Raw genomic sequence first — 16,718 nt, forward strand, 5'->3', positions numbered from 1 at the left:
TTGGGGCCGTCACCGGCCCGGAGAAGACTCAGGCGCGCTTGTTGCCGGTCAGCTTCTCGTACTTGCTCCACAGCTGGTCTTCGCTTTCGACCACGTCCGGGTTCTTGGGGATGCAATCCACCGGGCACACTTCAACGCACTGGGGGGTGTCGTAGTGGCCGACGCACTCGGTGCACTTGCTGGGGTCGATCTGATAGATCTCTTCGCCCTGGGAGATGGCCTCGTTGGGGCACTCCGGCTCGCACACGTCACAGTTGATGCATTCGTCGGTAATCATCAAAGCCATAGCTGCTTTCCTTCATTCAAGATAGTTCGGAGACTTTTTTCGCCGCCAGCCGCTTCTCCACGACCGGCTGGACGAACTTGCTGACATCCCCCCCCAACCGGGCGATCTCGCGCACCATGGTGGCGGAAATGAACATGTACTGCTCCCCAGGCGTCAGGAATACTGTTTCGACCTCGGGATACAGATTACGGTTCATCCCCGCCATCTGGAATTCGTATTCAAAGTCGGACACCGCCCGCAAACCGCGGATGATGACCTTGGCGCCTTGCTGGTGGAGGAAATCCATCAGCAGGCAGGAAAAACCTTTCACTTCCACGTTGCCATAGGGCGCCAGGATTTCCTGGGCCATGGCGACCCGGTCTTCCAGGCCGAAGAACGGGCGTTTGTTCGGGCTGTCGGCCACGGCCACGATGACCCGGTCGAACAGGCTGGAGGCACGCCGGACCAGATCCTCGTGCCCCTTGGTCAGGGGGTCGAAGGTTCCCGGGTAGATCGCCAGTCGGTTATTCAGCATCGGCATTGTTCCGCGCCATAAGGTGGTAGAAGACCTGCCCGGCCTTGCCGCGCTTCACTGTGGCCCAGTCGCCCAGGCTTTCCAGGGGCTTTTCCGCTTCGGCGTAAATCACGCCGTCTTCCTTCAGCACCCGGGACAGGAGGGGTTCCAGTTTTTCCAGCCAACCGAGATGGTAGGGCGGATCGAGGAACACCAGATCGAAACGCAGCTCCGTAGAGGCGACGAATTTTAGCGCATCTTCCCGGATTATCTGCAAATTTTCCCCTTGCAGCAGGGCAGCGTTGTCTTTCAGGGCGGCAAAGGCCTTGGGCGAGCGCTCCACCAGGACGGAGCGGGCGGCTCCGCGGGAGGCCGCCTCGAAACCCAGGGCGCCGCTGCCGGCAAAGAGATCCAGGCAGTTCCAGCCCGTCAGGTCCTGGCCCAGCCAGTTGAAGAGAGTTTCCCGCACCCGGTCCGGCGTCGGCCGCAGGCCTTCGCCGTCAGGGAAGGAAAGCACCCGGCGGCGCCACTCACCGCCGATGATGCGCACCACGTTGTTGCCCGCCCGGGCCCGGGCGGCGCCGGCCCGGCCGGCCGGCTGCGGTCCGGGGCGGGCCATCAGTCAGCAGCCACCTTGACCGTCACCAGGTGCTGGGGCAGCACGTGGCGCTGGAAGGCGGCCTTGATGTCGGCGGCGCTGACCTTCTCCACCTTGGCGGCGTAGGTATCCAGGTAGTCCAGGGGCAGGCCGTAGAAGCCGATCACCGCCACGTTGTCGAGCAGCTTGCGGTTGCTGTCCAGGCGCAGGGGGAAGCTGCCGACCATGTTGTCCTTGGCCGCCTTCAGCTCCTTCTCGGTGACGCCCTTGGCGAGGAACTCCTGCAGCACCTCATTGACCACCTTGAGGGCATCGCCGGCCTGGGCCCGCTTGGTCTGCAGGCCGATCTGGAAGGGACCCCGGGCCACCATGGGGGCGAAATAGCTGTAGGTGCTGTAGGCGTAGCCCCGGGCATCGCGTACCTCCTTGAGCAGGCGGGAAACGAAGCCGCCGCCGCCAAGGACGTAGTTGCCCACCTGCAGGGCGTAGAAGTCCGGATCGCCCCGGGGAATGGCGGGCAGGCCGAGCAGGAGATGGGACTGGGTGGCCGGATGGGACACCGACACCACCCGCCCCTGGGGCAGGCTGGCCGCCGGGATGGGGGCAGCCGGGCCACCGGCGGGCAGACCGGCCGTCAGCTTCTCGGCAATGGCTTCGGCCTCGCTGCGGGAGAGGTCGCCCACCAGGGTGACGCTGGCCTTGGCGGCGTTGTAGTTGGCGCGCCAGAAGGCCTCCACATCGGCCCGGGTCAGGTTTTCCAGGGACTCAGGGGTGGATACCCGGCCATAGGGATGGTCCGGGTAGAGGGCCTGCCAGAAGGCCCGGCTGGCCAGCACTTCAGGCTTGGTCAGGGCGTCCCGCAGACCGGCCACGGCGCGCACCTGCTCCCGCTGCAGCACCGCCTCGGGGAAGCGGGGCTGCTGCAGCACCAGGCGCATGATCTCCAGGGCGCCATCCCGGGTTTCCCGGGCCGCCAGGGTGCGCAGGCTCAGGCTGGCCCGGTCCTGGTCGGCACCGCCGCCCAGGTTGGCGCCCAGGTCGGCCAGGCGGTTGGAAATGGCGGTCTCGTCCAGGTCGCCGGCACCGCCGTCGAGCAGGCCGTGGGTGAAGCCGGCCAGGCCCGACTTGCCGGCCGGGTCCCGGGAGCTGCCGGCGGCAAAGTCCACCTGCACGTCCACGATGGGCAGGGCATGGTTTTCGACGAAATAGACCCGAGCGCCGGAGGGGGCGACCCAGTGCTCGATGGTGACCCCGGCCTGGGCGGCAGAGCCCAGCAGGGCGGCGGCAAAAAGCAGGAAATTAGGCAGTCGCATCATGGTCTCCTCGATCAGTGGCGCACGCCGGCGGGAGCGCGGCGGCGGGGAGCATCGGCCAGGGGCTGGGGTTCCAGCAGGCCCACGGTGAGGCTGTCGTCGTTGAAATACTGCTTTGCCACCCGCTGCACGTCGGCAGCGGTGACGGCCTGGAGCTTTTCGATCATGCGCTCCACGGACTTGTAGGAGAGGCCGACGATTTCCATCTGACCGATCTCCATGGCCTGGGCGAACATGGAGTCCCGCTTGTACACCTGGCTCGCCACCAGCTGGGCGCGGGCCCGCTTCAGTTCTTTCTCGCTGACGCCGTCGGCGGCAATGCGCGCCACTTCAGCCTTGAGGGCGGCCTCCAGTTCGGCCGGGGTATGGCCCTCGGCGGGCGTGCCCAGCATGAGGAAGAGGGAGGGGCCGCGGCTGCTGTTGTCGTAACCCGAGCCCACGGACTGGGCCAGACGCTGGTCCTTCACCAGGTGCTGGGTGAGGCGGGCGCCGTCGTGGCCGTCCAGCACCGCACCGAGCATTTCCAGGGCGTAGGGGTCGCTGTCCTTGTTCACGTCGCGCAGGGTCGGCGCCTTCCAGGCCAGCAGCACCTGGGGCAGTTCCGCCGGGCCCTTCACGGTGACGCGGCGGATGCCCTTCTGGGGCGCCTCGGCAATGGGCTTGCGCGCCGGCAGGGCGCGGGGCTTAAGCTGGCCGTAGGTCTTTTCCGCCTGGCGGAAGACGGCCTCGTGGTCCACATCGCCCACCACCACCAGGGTGGCGTTGTTGGGCACGTACCACTGCTGGTACCAGTGGCGCAGGTCGGCGGCGGTCATCTGCTCCAGGTCCGCCATCCAGCCGATCACCGGCCGGCGATAGGGATGGGCGGAGTAGGCCACGGCGTTGAGGGCCTCGAACAGCAGGGACTGGGGATTGTCGTCGGTGCGCATGCGCCGCTCTTCCATGATCACCTGGATTTCCTTGGCGAATTCCTTCGGGTCCAGGGTCAGGTGGCCCATGCGGTCTGCCTCCAGGGCCATCATCTCGGGCAGTTTCTGCTTGGGAATCTGCTGGAAGTAGGCGGTGTAGTCGTAGTTGGTGAAGGCGTTGTCGCGGCCGCCGGCGGCCGCCACCCGTTTGTTGAACTCGCCCGGGCCGACCTTGGGCGTGCCCTTGAACATCATGTGCTCCAGGGCATGGGCAACGCCGGAGGTGCCGTCCACCTCGTCCATGCTGCCCACCTTGTACCAGACCATGTGCACCGCCGTGGGGGCACGCCGGTCTTCCTTGACGATGACCTTGAGGCCGTTCTTCAGGGTGGTTTCATAGGGATTGGCCAGGACTGCGCCAATGGGGAGCAGGCCCAGCAGCAGGGCCAGGAGTCTCGATTTTCTGGGGATCATGGTTCGCTTCCGAAATGAAATGCCCCGCAGGGCCATGAACGGGCGAATTCGGCAACGTCCTCGGGGGACGCTTGGGCTAAAATTCGGATTTTCCTGCGGCGCATCTTACCGAGCCGCCCTCCCCCTGTCAGCCCTGACAGCCCGGGAACGAACTTAGAACGGAACCCCGCATGTTTGGTTTCTTGAAAAAATCCGACAAAGACCAGGACACCACGCCCGCCACCGCAGCCGCCGTGGCGCCGGTGCCGGAGCCCCTGGACAAGCCCCTTTCCTGGCGCGAGCGCCTTTTTGCCGGCCTCTCCCGCACCCGCTCCCAGCTTGGCGGCAAGCTCAAGTCCGTCTTTGCCCGGGGCAAGGTGGACGACGAACTGCTGGAAGAACTGGAGACCCTGCTGCTGACCAGCGACGTGGGCATGGACGCCACCATGCACCTGCTCGACGAACTGAAGCGCCGCGCCAAGCAGGACAAGCTGGAAGGCGCCGCCGCCATCCAGCAGGCCCTGGCCGACACCCTGGCCCAGATGCTGGCGCCCCTGGAAGCGCCCCTGCAGGTGGATAGCCACAAGCCCTTCGTCATCATGATTGCCGGGGTCAACGGCGCCGGCAAGACCACCTCCATCGGCAAGCTGGCCAAGTACTTCCAGGGCCAGGGCAAGAGCGTGCTGCTGGCCGCCGGCGACACCTTCCGCGCCGCTGCCCGGGAACAGCTGATGACCTGGGGCGAGCGCAACAACGTCACGGTCATCGCCCAGGAATCCGGCGACCCGGCGGCCGTGGTCTTCGATGCCATCGCCGCCGCCAAGGCCCGGGGCATCGACGTGGTGCTGGCTGACACCGCCGGCCGCCTGCCCACCCAGCTGCACCTCATGGAAGAGATCGCCAAGGTACGCCGGGTGATCCAGAAGGCCGACCCCACCGGCCCCCACGAGGTGATGCTGGTGCTGGATGCCAACATCGGCCAGAACGCCCTGGCCCAGGTGAAGGCCTTCGACAAGTCCATCAACGTCACCGGCCTGGTGCTGACCAAGCTGGACGGCACCGCCAAGGGCGGCGTCATCGCCGCCATCGCCCGCCAGTGTCCCAAGCCGGTGCGCTTCATCGGCGTCGGCGAAGGCATCGACGACCTGCGCCCCTTCGTCGCCCGGGACTTCGTGGACGCCCTCTTCGGCGAGTAAGCTCAGGACCGTCATGATCTCCTTCTCCGCGGTACACAAGCGCTACCCCACCGGCTACGAAGCCCTGCGGGGCGTGAGTTTCGACATCGAGGCAGGGGAGCTGGTCTTCATCACCGGCCACTCCGGCGCCGGCAAGACCACCCTGTGCAAGCTGGCCGCCGCCATCGAGCGCCCCACCTCGGGCAGCGTGGTGGTGAACGGGCAGAACCTGGCAGCCCTGCGCAAGAGCGCCATTCCCTACGTGCGGCGCAATTTCGGCCTGGTCTTCCAGGACCAGAAGCTGCTCTTCGACCGCACCGTGCTCGACAACGTGCTGCTGCCCCTGGCCATCGTCGGCCTCTCTCCCAAGGAAGCCGGCAAGCGGGCCCGGGCGGCCCTGGACAAGGTGGGCCTGCTGGAACGGGAGAAAGCCAACCCCATCGCCCTCTCCGGCGGCGAACAGCAACGGCTGGCCATCGCCCGGGCGGTGGTTAACCGCCCCGCCATCCTCCTCGCCGACGAGCCCACGGCCAACCTGGACACGGATTCCGCCGGCGAAGTGATGGAGCTGTTCAAGGCCTTCCACCAGGTCGGCGTCACCGTCATCCTCGCCACCCACGACACCCAATGGGTGCGCCACCTGAATCCCCGGGTCCTGTGGGTCGAACACGGCCAGGTGCGGGCCCCCGGCGAACGCCCGGAAGGACAAGCATGAACGCCTGGCTCACCCAACACCTGTCGGCCCTCCAGGGCGCCTGGCAGCGGCTTGCCGCCTCGCCCCTCAACACCGTGCTGTCCCTGCTGGTGATCGGCATCGCCCTGACCCTGCCCGCCGCCGGCGTGGTGGTGCTGGACAACCTGCGCCAGGCCGCCGCCGGCGTCGCCAGCACCCAGCAGATCAGCGTCTTCCTCAGCCCCGAGGCCAGCCGCAAGGAGGCCACGGAGATGGAATCCCGCCTGCGCCAGGAGGTCTCCGGCAGCATTGTCTTCGTGCCCCGGGAGGACGCCCTGAAGCGCCTCCAGGGCACCGCCGGCATGGCCGAACTGGTGGCCAGCCTGCCGCGCAACCCCCTGCCCGACGCCTTTATCGTGGAACCGCGCAACGCCGCACCGGAACAGCTGGAAGCCCTGGCCAAGACCCTCTCGGCCTGGCCCAAGGTCGCCCACGTGCAGCTGGATTCGGCCTGGATCAAGCGTTTCGACGCCTTCCTGCGCCTCGGCCGGCTGGCCGTGCTGCTGCTGGCCGCCGCCTTCGCCGCCGCCCTGGTGGCCGTCACCTTCAACACCATCCGCCTGCAGATCCTAGCCCAGGCCGACGAAATCGAAGTGGCCAAGCTGATCGGCGCCACCGACGGTTTCATCCGCCGCCCCTACTACTACTTCGGCGCCCTCCAGGGCATCCTCGGCGGCCTCATCGCCATGCTCCTGGTCACCGCCGCCGTGGCCGTCCTCTCCGGGCCGGTCAGCCAGCTGGCCAGCCTCTACGCCACCGCCTTCCGCCTGCACGGCCTGGGCCTCGACCACTCCCTGCTGCTGCTCGGCGTCGGCGCCCTCCTCGGCTGGCTCGGCGCCCAGCTCTCGGTAGGCCTCTACCTGCGGCAGATCGAACCGAAGTAAGAGGCGGGAGGGCGCCGGCCACCGGCCGCCCTCCCCGCTTCGACCGCCGTCGGGCCAGCCCGTTTTCCCCTCCCCATTGCGACGCCGCCTCCCCGAGGCTATCCTCCGCCCCGGCGGTCGGTGTACCGCCACCATTTTTCAGCGGCCAGGCCGCTTTTAAGCTGCGGTGCCATCCCCATCGCGGCGGCTTTGTTTTGGGGAGTCTGTCATGTCCTTTTCCCGTCGTAACTTCCTGGCGACTGCCGGTGCCCTGGGCGCAGGTGTCGTCTCCCGGGCCCATGCCGGCAACCTGGTGTTGCCCTCCCTCGGCGCCGAATTGCTGCCGCCGCCCAAGGGCAAGCGCGTCGTCGTCTGCGGCGGCGGCTGGGGCGGCCTCACCGTGGCCCGCTACCTGCGCAAGCTGGACCCGTCGGTCGAAGTGGTGCTTATCGAACGCAACCCGGTGTTCTGGTCCTGTCCCATGAGCAACAAGTGGCTGGTGGACATCGTCGGCACCGACCTGCTGGTGCACGACTACCTGACCGTGGCGAAGAAATTCGGCTACCAGTTCCTGCAGTCCGAGATCGTCGGCATCGAGCGGGACAGGAAGAAGGTCATCACCGGCCAGGGCGCCATCGGCTACGACTACCTGGTGCTGGCCCCCGGCATCCGCTACCAGTACGAAGCCTGGTTCGGCGACGACCGCAAGACCATCAACTACACCAAGGCCAACTACCCGGCGGCCTACATCCCCAGCGCCGAGCACATCACCCTGAAGAAGAAGCTGCACAGCTTCAAGGGCGGCGACTTCGTCACCGTGCTGCCGCCCCCGCCCCACCGCTGCCCGCCCTCCCCCTACGAGCGGGTGTGCATGATGGCCTGGCACCTGAAGCAGCACAAGATTCCCGGCCGCATCGTCCTGCTCGACCCCAAGCCGGCTCCCGCGCCCATCGGTATCGGCTTCAAGCAGGCCTTCGACGAGCTGTACAAGGACCAGGTGCTGTACGTGCCCAACGCCACGGTGAAGGAGGTGGACCCCTACAACAAGCAGGTGAAGACCGCCGCCGGCGACTTCAAGTTCGAAGACGCTATCCTCATGGCGCCCCACCGGGCCGGCGACCTGGTATGGATGGCCGACCTCATCGGCCAGGACGACAAGGGCCAAGCCACCGGCTGGGCCGACCAGCACAACGTGGGCCTGCACAGCGCCAAGGACCCCAATGTGTGGATCATCGGCGACGCCGTGGGCAAGGCCTCGGAACTGTTCGGCTGGTACCCCAAGAGCGGCCACGTGGCCAACCGCCTGGGCCGCATCGCCGCCCGCCAGATCGTGAACCGTATGCAGGGCAAGGACTTCGACAAGCTGCTACCGGACAACCTGTGCTACATGTTCGTCAACGGCAACCCCATCGAGGCCATCCTGGTGGACTTCCAGTACAAGTTCAACGCCGAGGGCAAGATCGTGCAGACGGTGAAGGAATACCACGAGCACGACGTCAACCTGGCCAAGGAAGACTTCGTCTGGTTCGAAGGCATGGCGGAGGATTTCCTGGACCGGGGCTGACGCTCAGCCTGTTCGCAGCAACAAAAAAGGCGCGGATATCCGCGCCTTTTTTGTTGGAGACTTTGGGCGTGTTCCAGTTGAGCACTCTAACGTTGTAAATCACCGGACGCAGGCAAGCGCAGCTTGCCGTAGGTCCGGTGGATTGGAATGTTGGGCATCGTGGACACTCTGACTGTGATCGTTGGGAAATACTGGCCGCTGCCAGAAGTAAGGCCAGTCGTCGAAGTGCATGACTTCGTTGCCATCAATGAGAAGCGTGTAACACGGCTCGACCGGGAAGTCGTTGATGCGAACTTGCCACGTTTGACCACTGACCGCTGCCTCGAATACGACGTTCTCTTCGCCGGTAGCGGTTTTCCAGCCAGCCTCCATACATAATTCAGGGTGTTGAGACCAACCGTTGGCTACGTCAAAAGGGACTCTGCGCATAGTGTTGCCTTGTATGTTCATTCCACCGATTCCATAAAAGAATCGGAGTAATCGCCGGGGTTTATGCCCCGGCGGGTTTTGGGGCGTGGCAGCTCGTTGAAGCCTGGGGTCGTGAACCCGTACGTTAGCGTTGAGCGCCACGCCTGCTTGTCTTTTAACCCGAACAGTTGCTGGGGCCATGAGCCCGGATTTGCAAGGTAGGGTGGCTGACATGATAAATGAATCATTTGTAGGAATCGACGTATCGAAAGCCTGACTCGATGTGGGCTTCCTTGCTACCGGCAGTGCTGAACGGCTGGCGCATGACGAGGTGGGGATAGCGGGCTTGTGCCAACGCCTGTGCGAACAGCCTCCCACCTTAGTGGTGATGGAAGCGACGGGTGGGCTTGAGACAGCCCTGGCCAGCGCACTGGCGGCGGCCGGTGTGCCGGTAGCCGTGGTCAATCCTCGGCAAGTACGGGACTACGCCAAGGCGTGTGGGCGACTGGCCAAGACCGACCGGATTGATGCCCTGATTCTGGCTGCTTTTGCGCAAGCGATCCGGCCGCAGGTGCGAATTCTGAAGGATGAAGAGACACAAGCCCTGGCTGCGCTGCTGGCACGGCGGCGCCAGCTCATCGACATGCGTGTGCAGGAAAAGCTGCGGCTGGATCGGGCGGAGGTAGTGCAGCGGACGAGTTTGAAGGAACACATTGCCTGGCTCGATGAACGCATTGCTGCACTGGATATTGATCTGACGCATCGCCTGCGGACGAGCGAGGTCTGGCGCGAGAAAGACGATCTGCTGCAAGCCATTCCAGGGGTAGGCAAAGTGACGCGCATGACTTTGCTGGCGGAATTGTCCGAACTCGGAAAGCTGAACCGTAAGGAAATTGCAGCACTGGCGGGGCTCGCACCGTTCAATCGTGACAGCGCCAAACATCGTGGCGAGCGTGTGATCTGGGGTGGCAGGGCGCAGGTACGTCAGATGCTCTACATGGCGGCTTTGTCAGCTACGCGCAGCAACCCGCCAATCCGGGAGTTTTATCAGCGCCTCTGTGCTCAAGGCAAACCGAAGAAGGTGGCGCTGACCGCCTGCATGCGCAAACTGCTGACTGTGATCAATGCCGTAGTCAAAAACAACACCCCCTGGTGCGCTTCAGGGCTTGACCTTCAACACAGTTGCTAACGTGACCGTCACTGGCTCTTGGGTGCCGCACACCACATGGCCTGCACTTAGCTGCAACGCTACGAACTCCGCGGGGAGCTTGATACACAGTTCATGCTCCACTCGTACGATGTCCTCCAAAGTAGGCTTCGGCAGTGGCTTCGGGACCAGCTCGTTTCTCTCCAGCAACTGAGCAATGACCGTTTGCATGTGACCTCTAACGTGGAAGTGAGCGGCCTGCGCGGCTTTTCGCGCAGCTCCGCTCGACTGCAGGGTTAGAGCGCATTGGCCTTGCAACACGCGGCACAGACACTGGAGTAAGCGATGCGGTCGATTGGGATGAAGAGGTCAAAGCGCAACCCGTTTCTTTAGGTTGGTGATGACAACCTGGACCGAACGACTCTTGCGATTCACTCGCGCCGAACTGATAACGATCGCGTCTTTGGGTTTGTCGGCAGCTATGTATAGCTCAAAGATTCTGTCATCACCATCGAAGAACGTTCCGAGCGTGAGATTCACTTCCCATTCCTTAGGGATCGGTTCGTATTCTTCAAGCGCTTGACGTGTGGCGACACGAGCAAGCTCCTTGAGTTCGTCGAGTTCTTTCGGGGCAGCGCAGGTGCTATCAGCGGACGGCATGGGTTTGCGCTCTAACGTGCTAGCTCAGGGGCGACCGGAGGCCGCAGGCCGGAGGGAACCTGCCGGCGTAGCCGGCAGGACGTCCTCTGGAGCGGCGGGTTAGAGCGCAGGGCGCACGGCGAGACAAGATTCCGCTCTAGGCTCATAGGGCACGGGGTCTCAAAGTTGAAACTCGCCAGCAAAGCCGATCGGCCAAACAACCACGAATTTTTCGCTGGCCTTTAGGCGTTTGACGATCAGCGCTTTGTCTAATACGCCACGCAACTTTAGGAACGCCTGAACTCGCTCAATCACTGGGCCCCAGGAACCGGTGGGGAAAATGAAGATGTTGAATTTTCCTTCTCCAATATCGTGTCCATCGACCTCGGCGAATCTGTTTTGGGAAAAAGCCTGAATCAGTGTCTCTTCGACTTGAATGAGAGAGTCGAAGTCCGACGACTCCGTAACGGGTAATTGAACGATGAGCTGGTTCCGGGACATGTTGCGCTCTAACGTCGAAGGTAAGGGGCGCTGCGCGGCTTTATCGCGCAGCGTCCAGCGACCAAAGGGAGCGAGGTTGAGCGCCATGTTAGAACGCCTTAGCTGCTAAAAAGGTTTGAAGGACTTGAGTGGCTTTCGCCATCACCTGTTTTCTACTCGGAGCATTGAAGTACTGTGGTTCGACCACCCCGGGTATCCAACACAAATATTGCTGTACGTCTGAATCAAATGCCACACGGGCAATTTGTCCATCCACTTCTATCTTCACAACTCCTTCTCCGATGAAACTGCCGTACAAGTCTGGAGTTCTCGATGAATATCGGAAATTTCGGTCGGACCGGGGCTTCGACGGGCAATGACCAGACATCTCCCACGAGCCGATGTACCAGTCAAAGGTGTGTCCGCGTTTGGTACGTAATAATTCGTTATGCAGAGCTGCATGCCTTGCAGAACCGGGATTAAGTATTTCGACCTTGGCAATAGAAAGCGCAGCTGTCAAAAAACTGGACACTGCCGCGTGCACCTTCCGATCCCCTAGCGAGGATGACATTGCATAGCGTTTAGGAATTCCTGATTGCACTGGATGGTCCCAGATGAAGTAGTAATCAAGAACGGAAGCGATTCGCTCTCGAACTTCTGTGTCTGTCAACTCGTCGTGAGCTGCGGCAATCTCCTCTAGCTCATCCAATAACTCACGATATCTCGCCGAAAAGGTGTCCATAAGCGTTCTAACTAGTAGTAGACGACAAGTACGTCCAATAAAACGTCGGGGTATCCAATAAGCTGGGATACCGGACAGGCGGAAAGCCAATAACCATGCGGCGCTCCATTCCCTTATTACTTATTCGCATAATTCTCCTCACGTACAAACCGGACATTCCTGACAACAAAATCATACGTCATGCTCCGGTCTTTCCCCAAGCCGCCCATGCTCCCCATTAGTACCGCAGATAGGCAGCACCAGATCGGTGATCTCACTCCTGGAACAGATACAGAAGAGACCATGTGGAAAATCGGGGCGTGACTGCCCCGTTTCGCCGCCTGACAGGCGGCTGCGTCTAATAGACGAGCACGAGGAGAAATGCTGAGAGGAGGACTAGGGGAGCGAGAAGGAGACGGCGACACTGCCAAAACGGGGTTTGCCCAGGCACGTCGTCACGTGGTGCAGCTCCCGCCTGCCGAGGACCGGCAGGCGGAGAAGAACGGGCTTACTTCCTGCGGAAGATCACATCCCACACGCCATGACCGAGACGGATGCCGCGCTGTTCGAACTTGGTCAGGGGGCGGTAGTCGGGGCGGGGGGCGAAGCCGCCGTGGCTGTTGTCCACGGTATTTTCGAGAAGGGGTTCGGCGGAGAGGACTTCCAGCATCTGCACGGCGTATTCCTCCCAGTCGGTGGCGCAGTGCAGGTAACCGCCGGGGGCCAGGCGGGAGGCGAGCAGGGCGATCAGGGGCGGCTGCACCAGGCGGCGCTTGTGGTGGCGCTTCTTCGGCCAGGGGTCGGGGAAGTAGATGTGGGCGCCGGCCAGGGAGTTCTCGGAGATCATGTCCCGCAGCACTTCCACGGCGTCGTGCTGGATGATGCGGATATTGCCGAGGTTGCCTTCGGCCACCAGCTTGCACAGGCTGCCGACGCCGGGGGTGTGCACTTCCACTTCGATGAAATTGGTGTCGGGGCGCACGGCGGCGATCTTGGCCGAGGTCTCGCCCATGCCGAAGCCGATCTCGAACACGGTGGGGGCCTCGCGGCCGAAGGTGGCGGCGAAGTCGAGAAGCTGGGGACGGTGCTCGATGCCGATCTTCGGCATCATGTCGTCCAGGTAGCGCAGCTGGGCGCTGGAGACCCGGCCCTGGCGCAGGACGAAGCTGCGGATGTGGCGCTGGGCCAGGGGATTGTCCTGGTCCGCGGCGGAGTCGGCCGGGAGGTCAGCGCCGTCGATGGCGTCACGTTGCGGGTCTTGCATGGTCATCCTTCAGTGGATCATTCAGCGTCAAATGCGTGGTTCAGGGCGTGGACCTTGCCCGGCAGGGCATCGGCCAGGCCGGGACAGACCTCGGCGGCGCCGTAGGCGAGACGGCGGCCGACACCGCGGCGCAGCTCGTCCTGCCAGGTCTTCATCAGGGCTTCGCCGTCGGCGGGCTGGTCCGGCTGCTTGGGGTCCGGCAGGCTGGCCATGTCGGCCACCAGGCGCTGCCGGGCCTCGGCTTCGCTGGCGGCGTTGGCCTGTTCCCAGGCGGCGAGGGCGGCGTCGAGCCGTTCCACGGCCTCGGGAGCGGTCTGCTGGCGGCACTGGCTCACCAGTTCCCGGGTTTCCGTGGCCCGGCGCAGGCGCTCCACATCGCCCTTGAGCAGCCATTGGGCTTCCAGGTCGTAGCGGGGCTTGGCCAGGGCTTCGGGCAGGGTGGCGCAGGCGGCCTTCAGTTCGGGACCATCGGTGGACAGGCCCAGGTCGCTCTTCAGCTGCAGGGCCTGGATCAGGTCCAGGCGCCGCACTTCCTCGGCCGGCGGCGTGAAGTAGTAGCGGGCCAGCTCGTATTCGGCCTGCTCGATGCGCACCCGGTTCCTGGCTTCCCAGGCGCCGTAGGCTTCCCGGGCCAGTTCGCCCTCTTCCGGCAACAGGGAACAGGCCCGGGCCAGCAGGGAAATGCCGTGGGAGAGGCCGAACAGGGTTTGCTGGGCCAGGATGCGGGGATGGCCGAAGGCATAGCCCTGGCGCTCCGGGCGGAAGCGGGGCACCGCCGGGGCAGCTGCGACGGGGGCGGCCGGAGTCGCCGGGGCAGCGGCCTTGGCTGTGTCTTCCGGCGCCGCGGCGGGCGCCGTGGGAACGGCCGACGGCGCGCTGGCGGCCGGAGCCGGCAGCGGGGCCAGGGGCTGTTCCCTGAAGTCCGGCTCGCCCAGGGGCTGGGCCACGGTTTCCTCGCCGGCAGCGGCTTCCGGCAGGGCGGGCGGCGGCGCGGCGGCAGCCTCTTCCTCCGCCGGTGTCACCTTTTGCACCGGGCGTGGCTGGATCACCACGCCCCGGGGCGTGGTCCAGGGGTTGGCCGCATCCAGGCCGCCGTCCTCGCTCGGGGTGAACACCCGCTGCAGCAGCTCCAGCAGGGAAGGCTGGTTGGGGTCCGGCGGCGGCATGAGAATGCTGCTGCCTTCCTCGGCCCGGGCGGCCGGCAGAGCCAGCAGCAGGGCCAGGGAGAGCACCGCGAGGCGGGGACGGAAGGCAGGGGCGGCCATGCTCAGTTCTTGCCGATGAGCCCGGTGGTGGGGGAGCTGGGGTCGGCCGAGTAGAGCTTGCGCGGCATGCGGCCGGCGAGGAAGGCCTCGCGCCCGGCCTGCACCGCCTTGTTCATGGCGCTGGCCATGAGCACCGGATTGCCGGCGTGGGCGATGGCGGTGTTCATCAGCACCCCGTCGCAGCCCAGCTCCATGGCGATGGCGGCGTCGGAGGCGGTGCCCACGCCGGCGTCCACGATCACCGGCACCTTGGCGTTGTCGATGATGAGGCGCAGGTTCCAGGGATTGAGGATGCCCATGCCGGAGCCGATGAGAGAGGCCAGGGGCATCACCGCGGCACAGCCGATCTCTTCCAGCATCTTGGCCTGGATGGGGTCGTCGGCGCAGTACACCATGACCTGGAAGCCTTCCTTGACCAGCACTTCGGCGGCCTTGAGGGTTTCCGGCATGTTGGGGAACAGAGTGGTGGGATCGCCCAGCACTTCCAGCTTGACCAGGGCGTGGCCGTCCAGCAGCTCCCGGGCCAGGCGCAGGGTGCGCACGGCTTCGTCGGCGGTGTAGCAGCCGGCGGTGTTGGGCAGGATGGTGAACTGGCTGGGGGGCAGGGCATCCAGCAGGTTGGGCTGGTTCGGGTCCTGGCCGATGTTGGTGCGGCGGATGGCCACGGTCACCATTTCGGCGCCGGAGGCATCGATGGCCTGGCGGGTCTCGGCGAAATCCTTGTACTTGCCGGTGCCGACGATGAGGCGGGAGCGGTAGGTCTTGCCAGCGATGGTCAGTTGTTCCATGGGCTCGGTTCCAGGCGGGAAGGGGTTGGGCGAAGGATGACGGCGGGCAGCGCCGGCGGCGCGGCGGGCTTAGCCGCCGCCGACGGCGACGACGATCTCGATGCGGTCGCCGCCGGCCAGGGCGGTCTCGCCGTGCTGGCTGCGGGGCACGATGTCGCCGTTGCGCTCCACGGCGATACGCTTGCCGGCCAGGCCCAGTTCCGCCACCAGGGCGGCCACGGTGAAGGCGGCGTCGCGATCGGGAAATTGGCGGGTTTCGCCGTTGATGTGCAGTTCCATAAGGGGGCGGATTTTACCATGGCCGGCGGCCGCCTCCGGCACCGCTATAATCGGTCCTGCCACCCCATTTTCCCGGACCTGCCCGCCATGAAAGCCCGCCGCCCCGCCCCCTGCCGCCGCTTGCCGGCCGCCCTCCTGGCCGCCCTCTCCCTGATCGCCGGCCCGGCCCTGGCCCAGGTGAGGATCGGCGTCATCGCCTCCTCCACCGGCGTCACCGCCCAGGTGGGCATTCCCCAGAAGAACAGCGTGGCCCTGCTGCCGGCGGAAATCGGCGGGCAGAAGGTGGAATACTTCGTCCTCGACGACGCCTCCGACCCCACCAATGCGGTCACCGCGGTGAAGAAGCTGATCGGCGAGCACAAGGTGGATGCCCTGATCGGCCCCACCACCAGCCCCGCGGCCCTGGCCATGCTCGATTTCGTCGCCGAGGCCAAGACGCCCCTGGTCACCACCGTGGGTTCCTCGGCCATCGTCCAGCCCATGGACGAGAAGAAGATGTGGGTGTTCAAGACCACCCAGAACGACGACCTCATCGCCGAGGCGGTGATCGCCCACATGCAGGCCAGCGGCGTCAGGAGCGTGGGCTTCATCGGCTTCAACGACCCCTACGGCGAGAACTGGCACAAGGTCTTTGCCGCCCTGGCGGAGAAGGCGGGCATCCGCCTGGTGGCCAGCGAGCGCTTCGTGCGCACCGACCAGTCGGTGATCGGCCAGGCCTTGAAACTCATCAGCGCCAAACCGGATGCCATTTTCATCGCCGCCACCGGCGGCCCCGCCGTGCTGCCCCAGGCCACCCTGCTGGAGAAGGGCTACAAGGGCCGGCTCTACCAGACCCACGGCGTCGCCACCAACGACTTCATCAAGCTGGGCGGCAAGGCCGTGGAAGGCACCCTGATGGCCGGCGGTCCCCTGCTGGTGGCCGACGGCCTCAAGGACGGCAACCCGATCAAGGCCGTGGCCCAGGGCTACATCCGGGCCTACGAGGGCCGCTACGGCGCCGGCACCATGTCCACCTTCGGCGCCAATACCTACGATGCGGGCCTGCTGTTGCAGAAGGCCATTCCCCTGGCCCTGAAGAAGGGCCATCCGGGCACGGCGGAGTTCCGCACCGCCCTGCGCGACGCCCTGGAACAATCGAAGGAAGTGGTGGGCGCCCAGGGCGTCTTCAACATGACCCCGGCCAACCATAACGGCATGGACCAGCGGGCACGGCTGATGATGACGGTACAGAACGGCCGCTGGGTACCCCTGCACTAGAGACCTGGGGTATTCCCGGGGGGCCGGGGTAAATGGGCTTATATGTGACGAAAGTCATATATTGCCTGTGTAATCAGCGCTATA

At 64.8% G+C, this 16,718-nt stretch carries 20 protein-coding genes; 6 read left to right on the forward strand and 14 right to left on the reverse strand.

Annotation, left to right across the window (positions count from 1 at the left end):
- Positions 1-28: 28 nt before the first annotated feature.
- From OEL49_RS08940 to OEL49_RS08960, 5 genes are read right to left on the reverse strand one after another with little or no spacing between them, the layout of a single operon-like run.
- A complete protein-coding gene (locus OEL49_RS08940; RefSeq protein WP_014236133.1) occupies positions 29-286 on the reverse strand; it encodes a YfhL family 4Fe-4S dicluster ferredoxin in 258 nt (85 codons plus the stop codon).
- 16 nt (positions 287-302) lie between these two features.
- Positions 303-800 (reverse strand): pantetheine-phosphate adenylyltransferase, encoded by a 498-nt coding sequence (coaD, locus tag OEL49_RS08945; protein WP_014236132.1) that lies wholly within the window; start codon positions 798-800, stop codon positions 303-305.
- The gene (gene rsmD, locus OEL49_RS08950) at positions 790-1,398 is read right to left on the reverse strand and encodes a 16S rRNA (guanine(966)-N(2))-methyltransferase RsmD (protein ID WP_014236131.1); all 609 of its coding nucleotides are present in this window, start codon (positions 1,396-1,398) and stop codon (positions 790-792) included. Before rsmD ends, coaD begins: the two co-directional genes overlap by 11 nt.
- Positions 1,398-2,693 carry a M16 family metallopeptidase gene (locus OEL49_RS08955; protein WP_157870583.1) on the reverse strand — a complete coding sequence of 432 codons (1,296 nt, stop codon included), beginning with the start codon at positions 2,691-2,693 and terminating at the stop codon, positions 1,398-1,400. Before OEL49_RS08955 ends, rsmD begins: the two co-directional genes overlap by 1 nt.
- An 11-nt stretch (positions 2,694-2,704) precedes the next feature.
- Complete coding sequence (locus tag OEL49_RS08960) at positions 2,705-4,072, reverse strand: M16 family metallopeptidase (RefSeq protein ID WP_287874437.1); 1,368 nt, start codon at positions 4,070-4,072, stop codon at positions 2,705-2,707.
- Positions 4,073-4,242: 170 nt separating this feature from the next.
- On the opposite strand from OEL49_RS08960, the gene ftsY reads away from it, so the two are divergent.
- The 4 genes from ftsY (at position 4,243) to OEL49_RS08980 (ending at position 8,386) form a co-directional block, all read left to right on the forward strand.
- On the forward strand, positions 4,243-5,247 hold the full coding sequence (gene ftsY / locus OEL49_RS08965; RefSeq protein ID WP_287874439.1) for a signal recognition particle-docking protein FtsY: 1,005 nt from the start codon (positions 4,243-4,245) through the stop codon (positions 5,245-5,247).
- A 13-nt stretch (positions 5,248-5,260) separates the two neighbouring features.
- Positions 5,261-5,941, forward strand: coding sequence for a cell division ATP-binding protein FtsE (locus OEL49_RS08970; protein ID WP_014236127.1), 681 nt, complete (start codon positions 5,261-5,263; stop codon positions 5,939-5,941).
- Positions 5,938-6,843, forward strand: coding sequence for a permease-like cell division protein FtsX (ftsX, locus tag OEL49_RS08975; protein ID WP_287874441.1), 906 nt, complete (start codon positions 5,938-5,940; stop codon positions 6,841-6,843). The genes OEL49_RS08970 and ftsX overlap by 4 nt, the downstream gene beginning before the upstream one ends.
- A 208-nt stretch (positions 6,844-7,051) precedes the next feature.
- Complete coding sequence (locus OEL49_RS08980; RefSeq protein WP_287874443.1) at positions 7,052-8,386, forward strand: FAD-dependent oxidoreductase; 1,335 nt, start codon at positions 7,052-7,054, stop codon at positions 8,384-8,386.
- A gap of 99 nt (positions 8,387-8,485) precedes the next feature.
- Here the strand turns inward: OEL49_RS08980 and OEL49_RS08985 are convergent, their stop codons facing one another.
- The gene (locus OEL49_RS08985; protein WP_157870582.1) at positions 8,486-8,836 is read right to left on the reverse strand and encodes a hypothetical protein; all 351 of its coding nucleotides are present in this window, start codon (positions 8,834-8,836) and stop codon (positions 8,486-8,488) included.
- Positions 8,837-9,077: 241 nt separating this feature from the next.
- Between OEL49_RS08985 and OEL49_RS08990 the strand changes: the two genes are divergently transcribed.
- Entirely contained in the window at positions 9,078-9,983 is a 906-nt protein-coding gene (locus OEL49_RS08990; protein WP_238526334.1) for an IS110 family transposase, read from the forward strand.
- Here the strand turns inward: OEL49_RS08990 and OEL49_RS17410 are convergent.
- The 8 genes from OEL49_RS17410 to thiS all read right to left on the reverse strand — a co-directional run bounded on the left by OEL49_RS17410 (position 9,954) and on the right by thiS (position 15,377).
- Positions 9,954-10,172 (reverse strand): SMI1/KNR4 family protein, encoded by a 219-nt coding sequence (locus OEL49_RS17410; protein ID WP_014236123.1) that lies wholly within the window; start codon positions 10,170-10,172, stop codon positions 9,954-9,956. The genes OEL49_RS08990 and OEL49_RS17410 overlap by 30 nt on opposite strands.
- Before the next feature lie 138 nt (positions 10,173-10,310).
- Entirely contained in the window at positions 10,311-10,601 is a 291-nt protein-coding gene (locus OEL49_RS08995; RefSeq protein ID WP_287874444.1) for a hypothetical protein, read from the reverse strand.
- A gap of 159 nt (positions 10,602-10,760) precedes the next feature.
- Complete coding sequence (locus tag OEL49_RS09000) at positions 10,761-11,168, reverse strand: hypothetical protein (protein WP_014236122.1); 408 nt, start codon at positions 11,166-11,168, stop codon at positions 10,761-10,763.
- A gap of 1 nt (position 11,169) precedes the next feature.
- Positions 11,170-11,802 (reverse strand): hypothetical protein, encoded by a 633-nt coding sequence (locus OEL49_RS09005; protein WP_157870581.1) that lies wholly within the window; start codon positions 11,800-11,802, stop codon positions 11,170-11,172.
- 487 nt (positions 11,803-12,289) lie between these two features.
- A complete protein-coding gene (trmB, locus tag OEL49_RS09010; RefSeq protein WP_014236121.1) occupies positions 12,290-13,045 on the reverse strand; it encodes a tRNA (guanosine(46)-N7)-methyltransferase TrmB in 756 nt (251 codons plus the stop codon).
- Between the two features lie 17 nt (positions 13,046-13,062).
- A complete protein-coding gene (locus OEL49_RS09015) occupies positions 13,063-14,310 on the reverse strand; it encodes a hypothetical protein (RefSeq protein ID WP_287874445.1) in 1,248 nt (415 codons plus the stop codon).
- A 2-nt stretch (positions 14,311-14,312) separates the two neighbouring features.
- Positions 14,313-15,098 carry a thiazole synthase gene (locus tag OEL49_RS09020; RefSeq protein WP_014236119.1) on the reverse strand — a complete coding sequence of 262 codons (786 nt, stop codon included), beginning with the start codon at positions 15,096-15,098 and terminating at the stop codon, positions 14,313-14,315.
- 69 nt (positions 15,099-15,167) lie between these two features.
- Positions 15,168-15,377, reverse strand: coding sequence for a sulfur carrier protein ThiS (thiS, locus tag OEL49_RS09025; protein WP_014236118.1), 210 nt, complete (start codon positions 15,375-15,377; stop codon positions 15,168-15,170).
- An 87-nt stretch (positions 15,378-15,464) separates the two neighbouring features.
- Here thiS and OEL49_RS09030 point away from each other — a divergent pair, with 87 nt between their 5' ends.
- On the forward strand, positions 15,465-16,634 hold the full coding sequence (locus OEL49_RS09030) for an ABC transporter substrate-binding protein (RefSeq protein ID WP_043798796.1): 1,170 nt from the start codon (positions 15,465-15,467) through the stop codon (positions 16,632-16,634).
- Positions 16,635-16,718 lie beyond the last annotated feature (84 nt).

It is taken from the genome of Azospira sp. (assembly GCF_030247495.1).
GTDB lineage: Bacteria > Pseudomonadota > Gammaproteobacteria > Burkholderiales > Rhodocyclaceae > Azospira > Azospira oryzae.

Excerpts from the sequence above, each read along its gene's own strand:
- OEL49_RS08940 (WP_014236133.1), bottom strand. The coding sequence starts at position 286 with ATGGCTTTGATGATTACCGACGAATGCATCAACTGTGACGTGTGCGAG.
- coaD (WP_014236132.1), bottom strand. The coding sequence starts at position 800 with ATGCTGAATAACCGACTGGCGATCTACCCGGGAACCTTCGACCCCCTG.
- rsmD (WP_014236131.1), bottom strand. The coding sequence starts at position 1,398 with ATGGCCCGCCCCGGACCGCAGCCGGCCGGCCGGGCCGGCGCCGCCCGG.
- OEL49_RS08955 (WP_157870583.1), bottom strand. The coding sequence starts at position 2,693 with ATGATGCGACTGCCTAATTTCCTGCTTTTTGCCGCCGCCCTGCTGGGC.
- OEL49_RS08960 (WP_287874437.1), bottom strand. The coding sequence starts at position 4,072 with ATGATCCCCAGAAAATCGAGACTCCTGGCCCTGCTGCTGGGCCTGCTC.
- ftsY (WP_287874439.1), top strand. The coding sequence starts at position 4,243 with ATGTTTGGTTTCTTGAAAAAATCCGACAAAGACCAGGACACCACGCCC.
- OEL49_RS08970 (WP_014236127.1), top strand. The coding sequence starts at position 5,261 with ATGATCTCCTTCTCCGCGGTACACAAGCGCTACCCCACCGGCTACGAA.
- ftsX (WP_287874441.1), top strand. The coding sequence starts at position 5,938 with ATGAACGCCTGGCTCACCCAACACCTGTCGGCCCTCCAGGGCGCCTGG.
- OEL49_RS08980 (WP_287874443.1), top strand. The coding sequence starts at position 7,052 with ATGTCCTTTTCCCGTCGTAACTTCCTGGCGACTGCCGGTGCCCTGGGC.
- OEL49_RS08985 (WP_157870582.1), bottom strand. The coding sequence starts at position 8,836 with ATGAACATACAAGGCAACACTATGCGCAGAGTCCCTTTTGACGTAGCC.
- OEL49_RS17410 (WP_014236123.1), bottom strand. The coding sequence starts at position 10,172 with ATGCAAACGGTCATTGCTCAGTTGCTGGAGAGAAACGAGCTGGTCCCG.
- OEL49_RS08995 (WP_287874444.1), bottom strand. The coding sequence starts at position 10,601 with ATGCCGTCCGCTGATAGCACCTGCGCTGCCCCGAAAGAACTCGACGAA.
- OEL49_RS09000 (WP_014236122.1), bottom strand. The coding sequence starts at position 11,168 with ATGGCGCTCAACCTCGCTCCCTTTGGTCGCTGGACGCTGCGCGATAAA.
- OEL49_RS09005 (WP_157870581.1), bottom strand. The coding sequence starts at position 11,802 with ATGGACACCTTTTCGGCGAGATATCGTGAGTTATTGGATGAGCTAGAG.
- trmB (WP_014236121.1), bottom strand. The coding sequence starts at position 13,045 with ATGCAAGACCCGCAACGTGACGCCATCGACGGCGCTGACCTCCCGGCC.
- OEL49_RS09015 (WP_287874445.1), bottom strand. The coding sequence starts at position 14,310 with ATGGCCGCCCCTGCCTTCCGTCCCCGCCTCGCGGTGCTCTCCCTGGCC.
- OEL49_RS09020 (WP_014236119.1), bottom strand. The coding sequence starts at position 15,098 with ATGGAACAACTGACCATCGCTGGCAAGACCTACCGCTCCCGCCTCATC.
- thiS (WP_014236118.1), bottom strand. The coding sequence starts at position 15,377 with ATGGAACTGCACATCAACGGCGAAACCCGCCAATTTCCCGATCGCGAC.
- OEL49_RS09030 (WP_043798796.1), top strand. The coding sequence starts at position 15,465 with ATGAAAGCCCGCCGCCCCGCCCCCTGCCGCCGCTTGCCGGCCGCCCTC.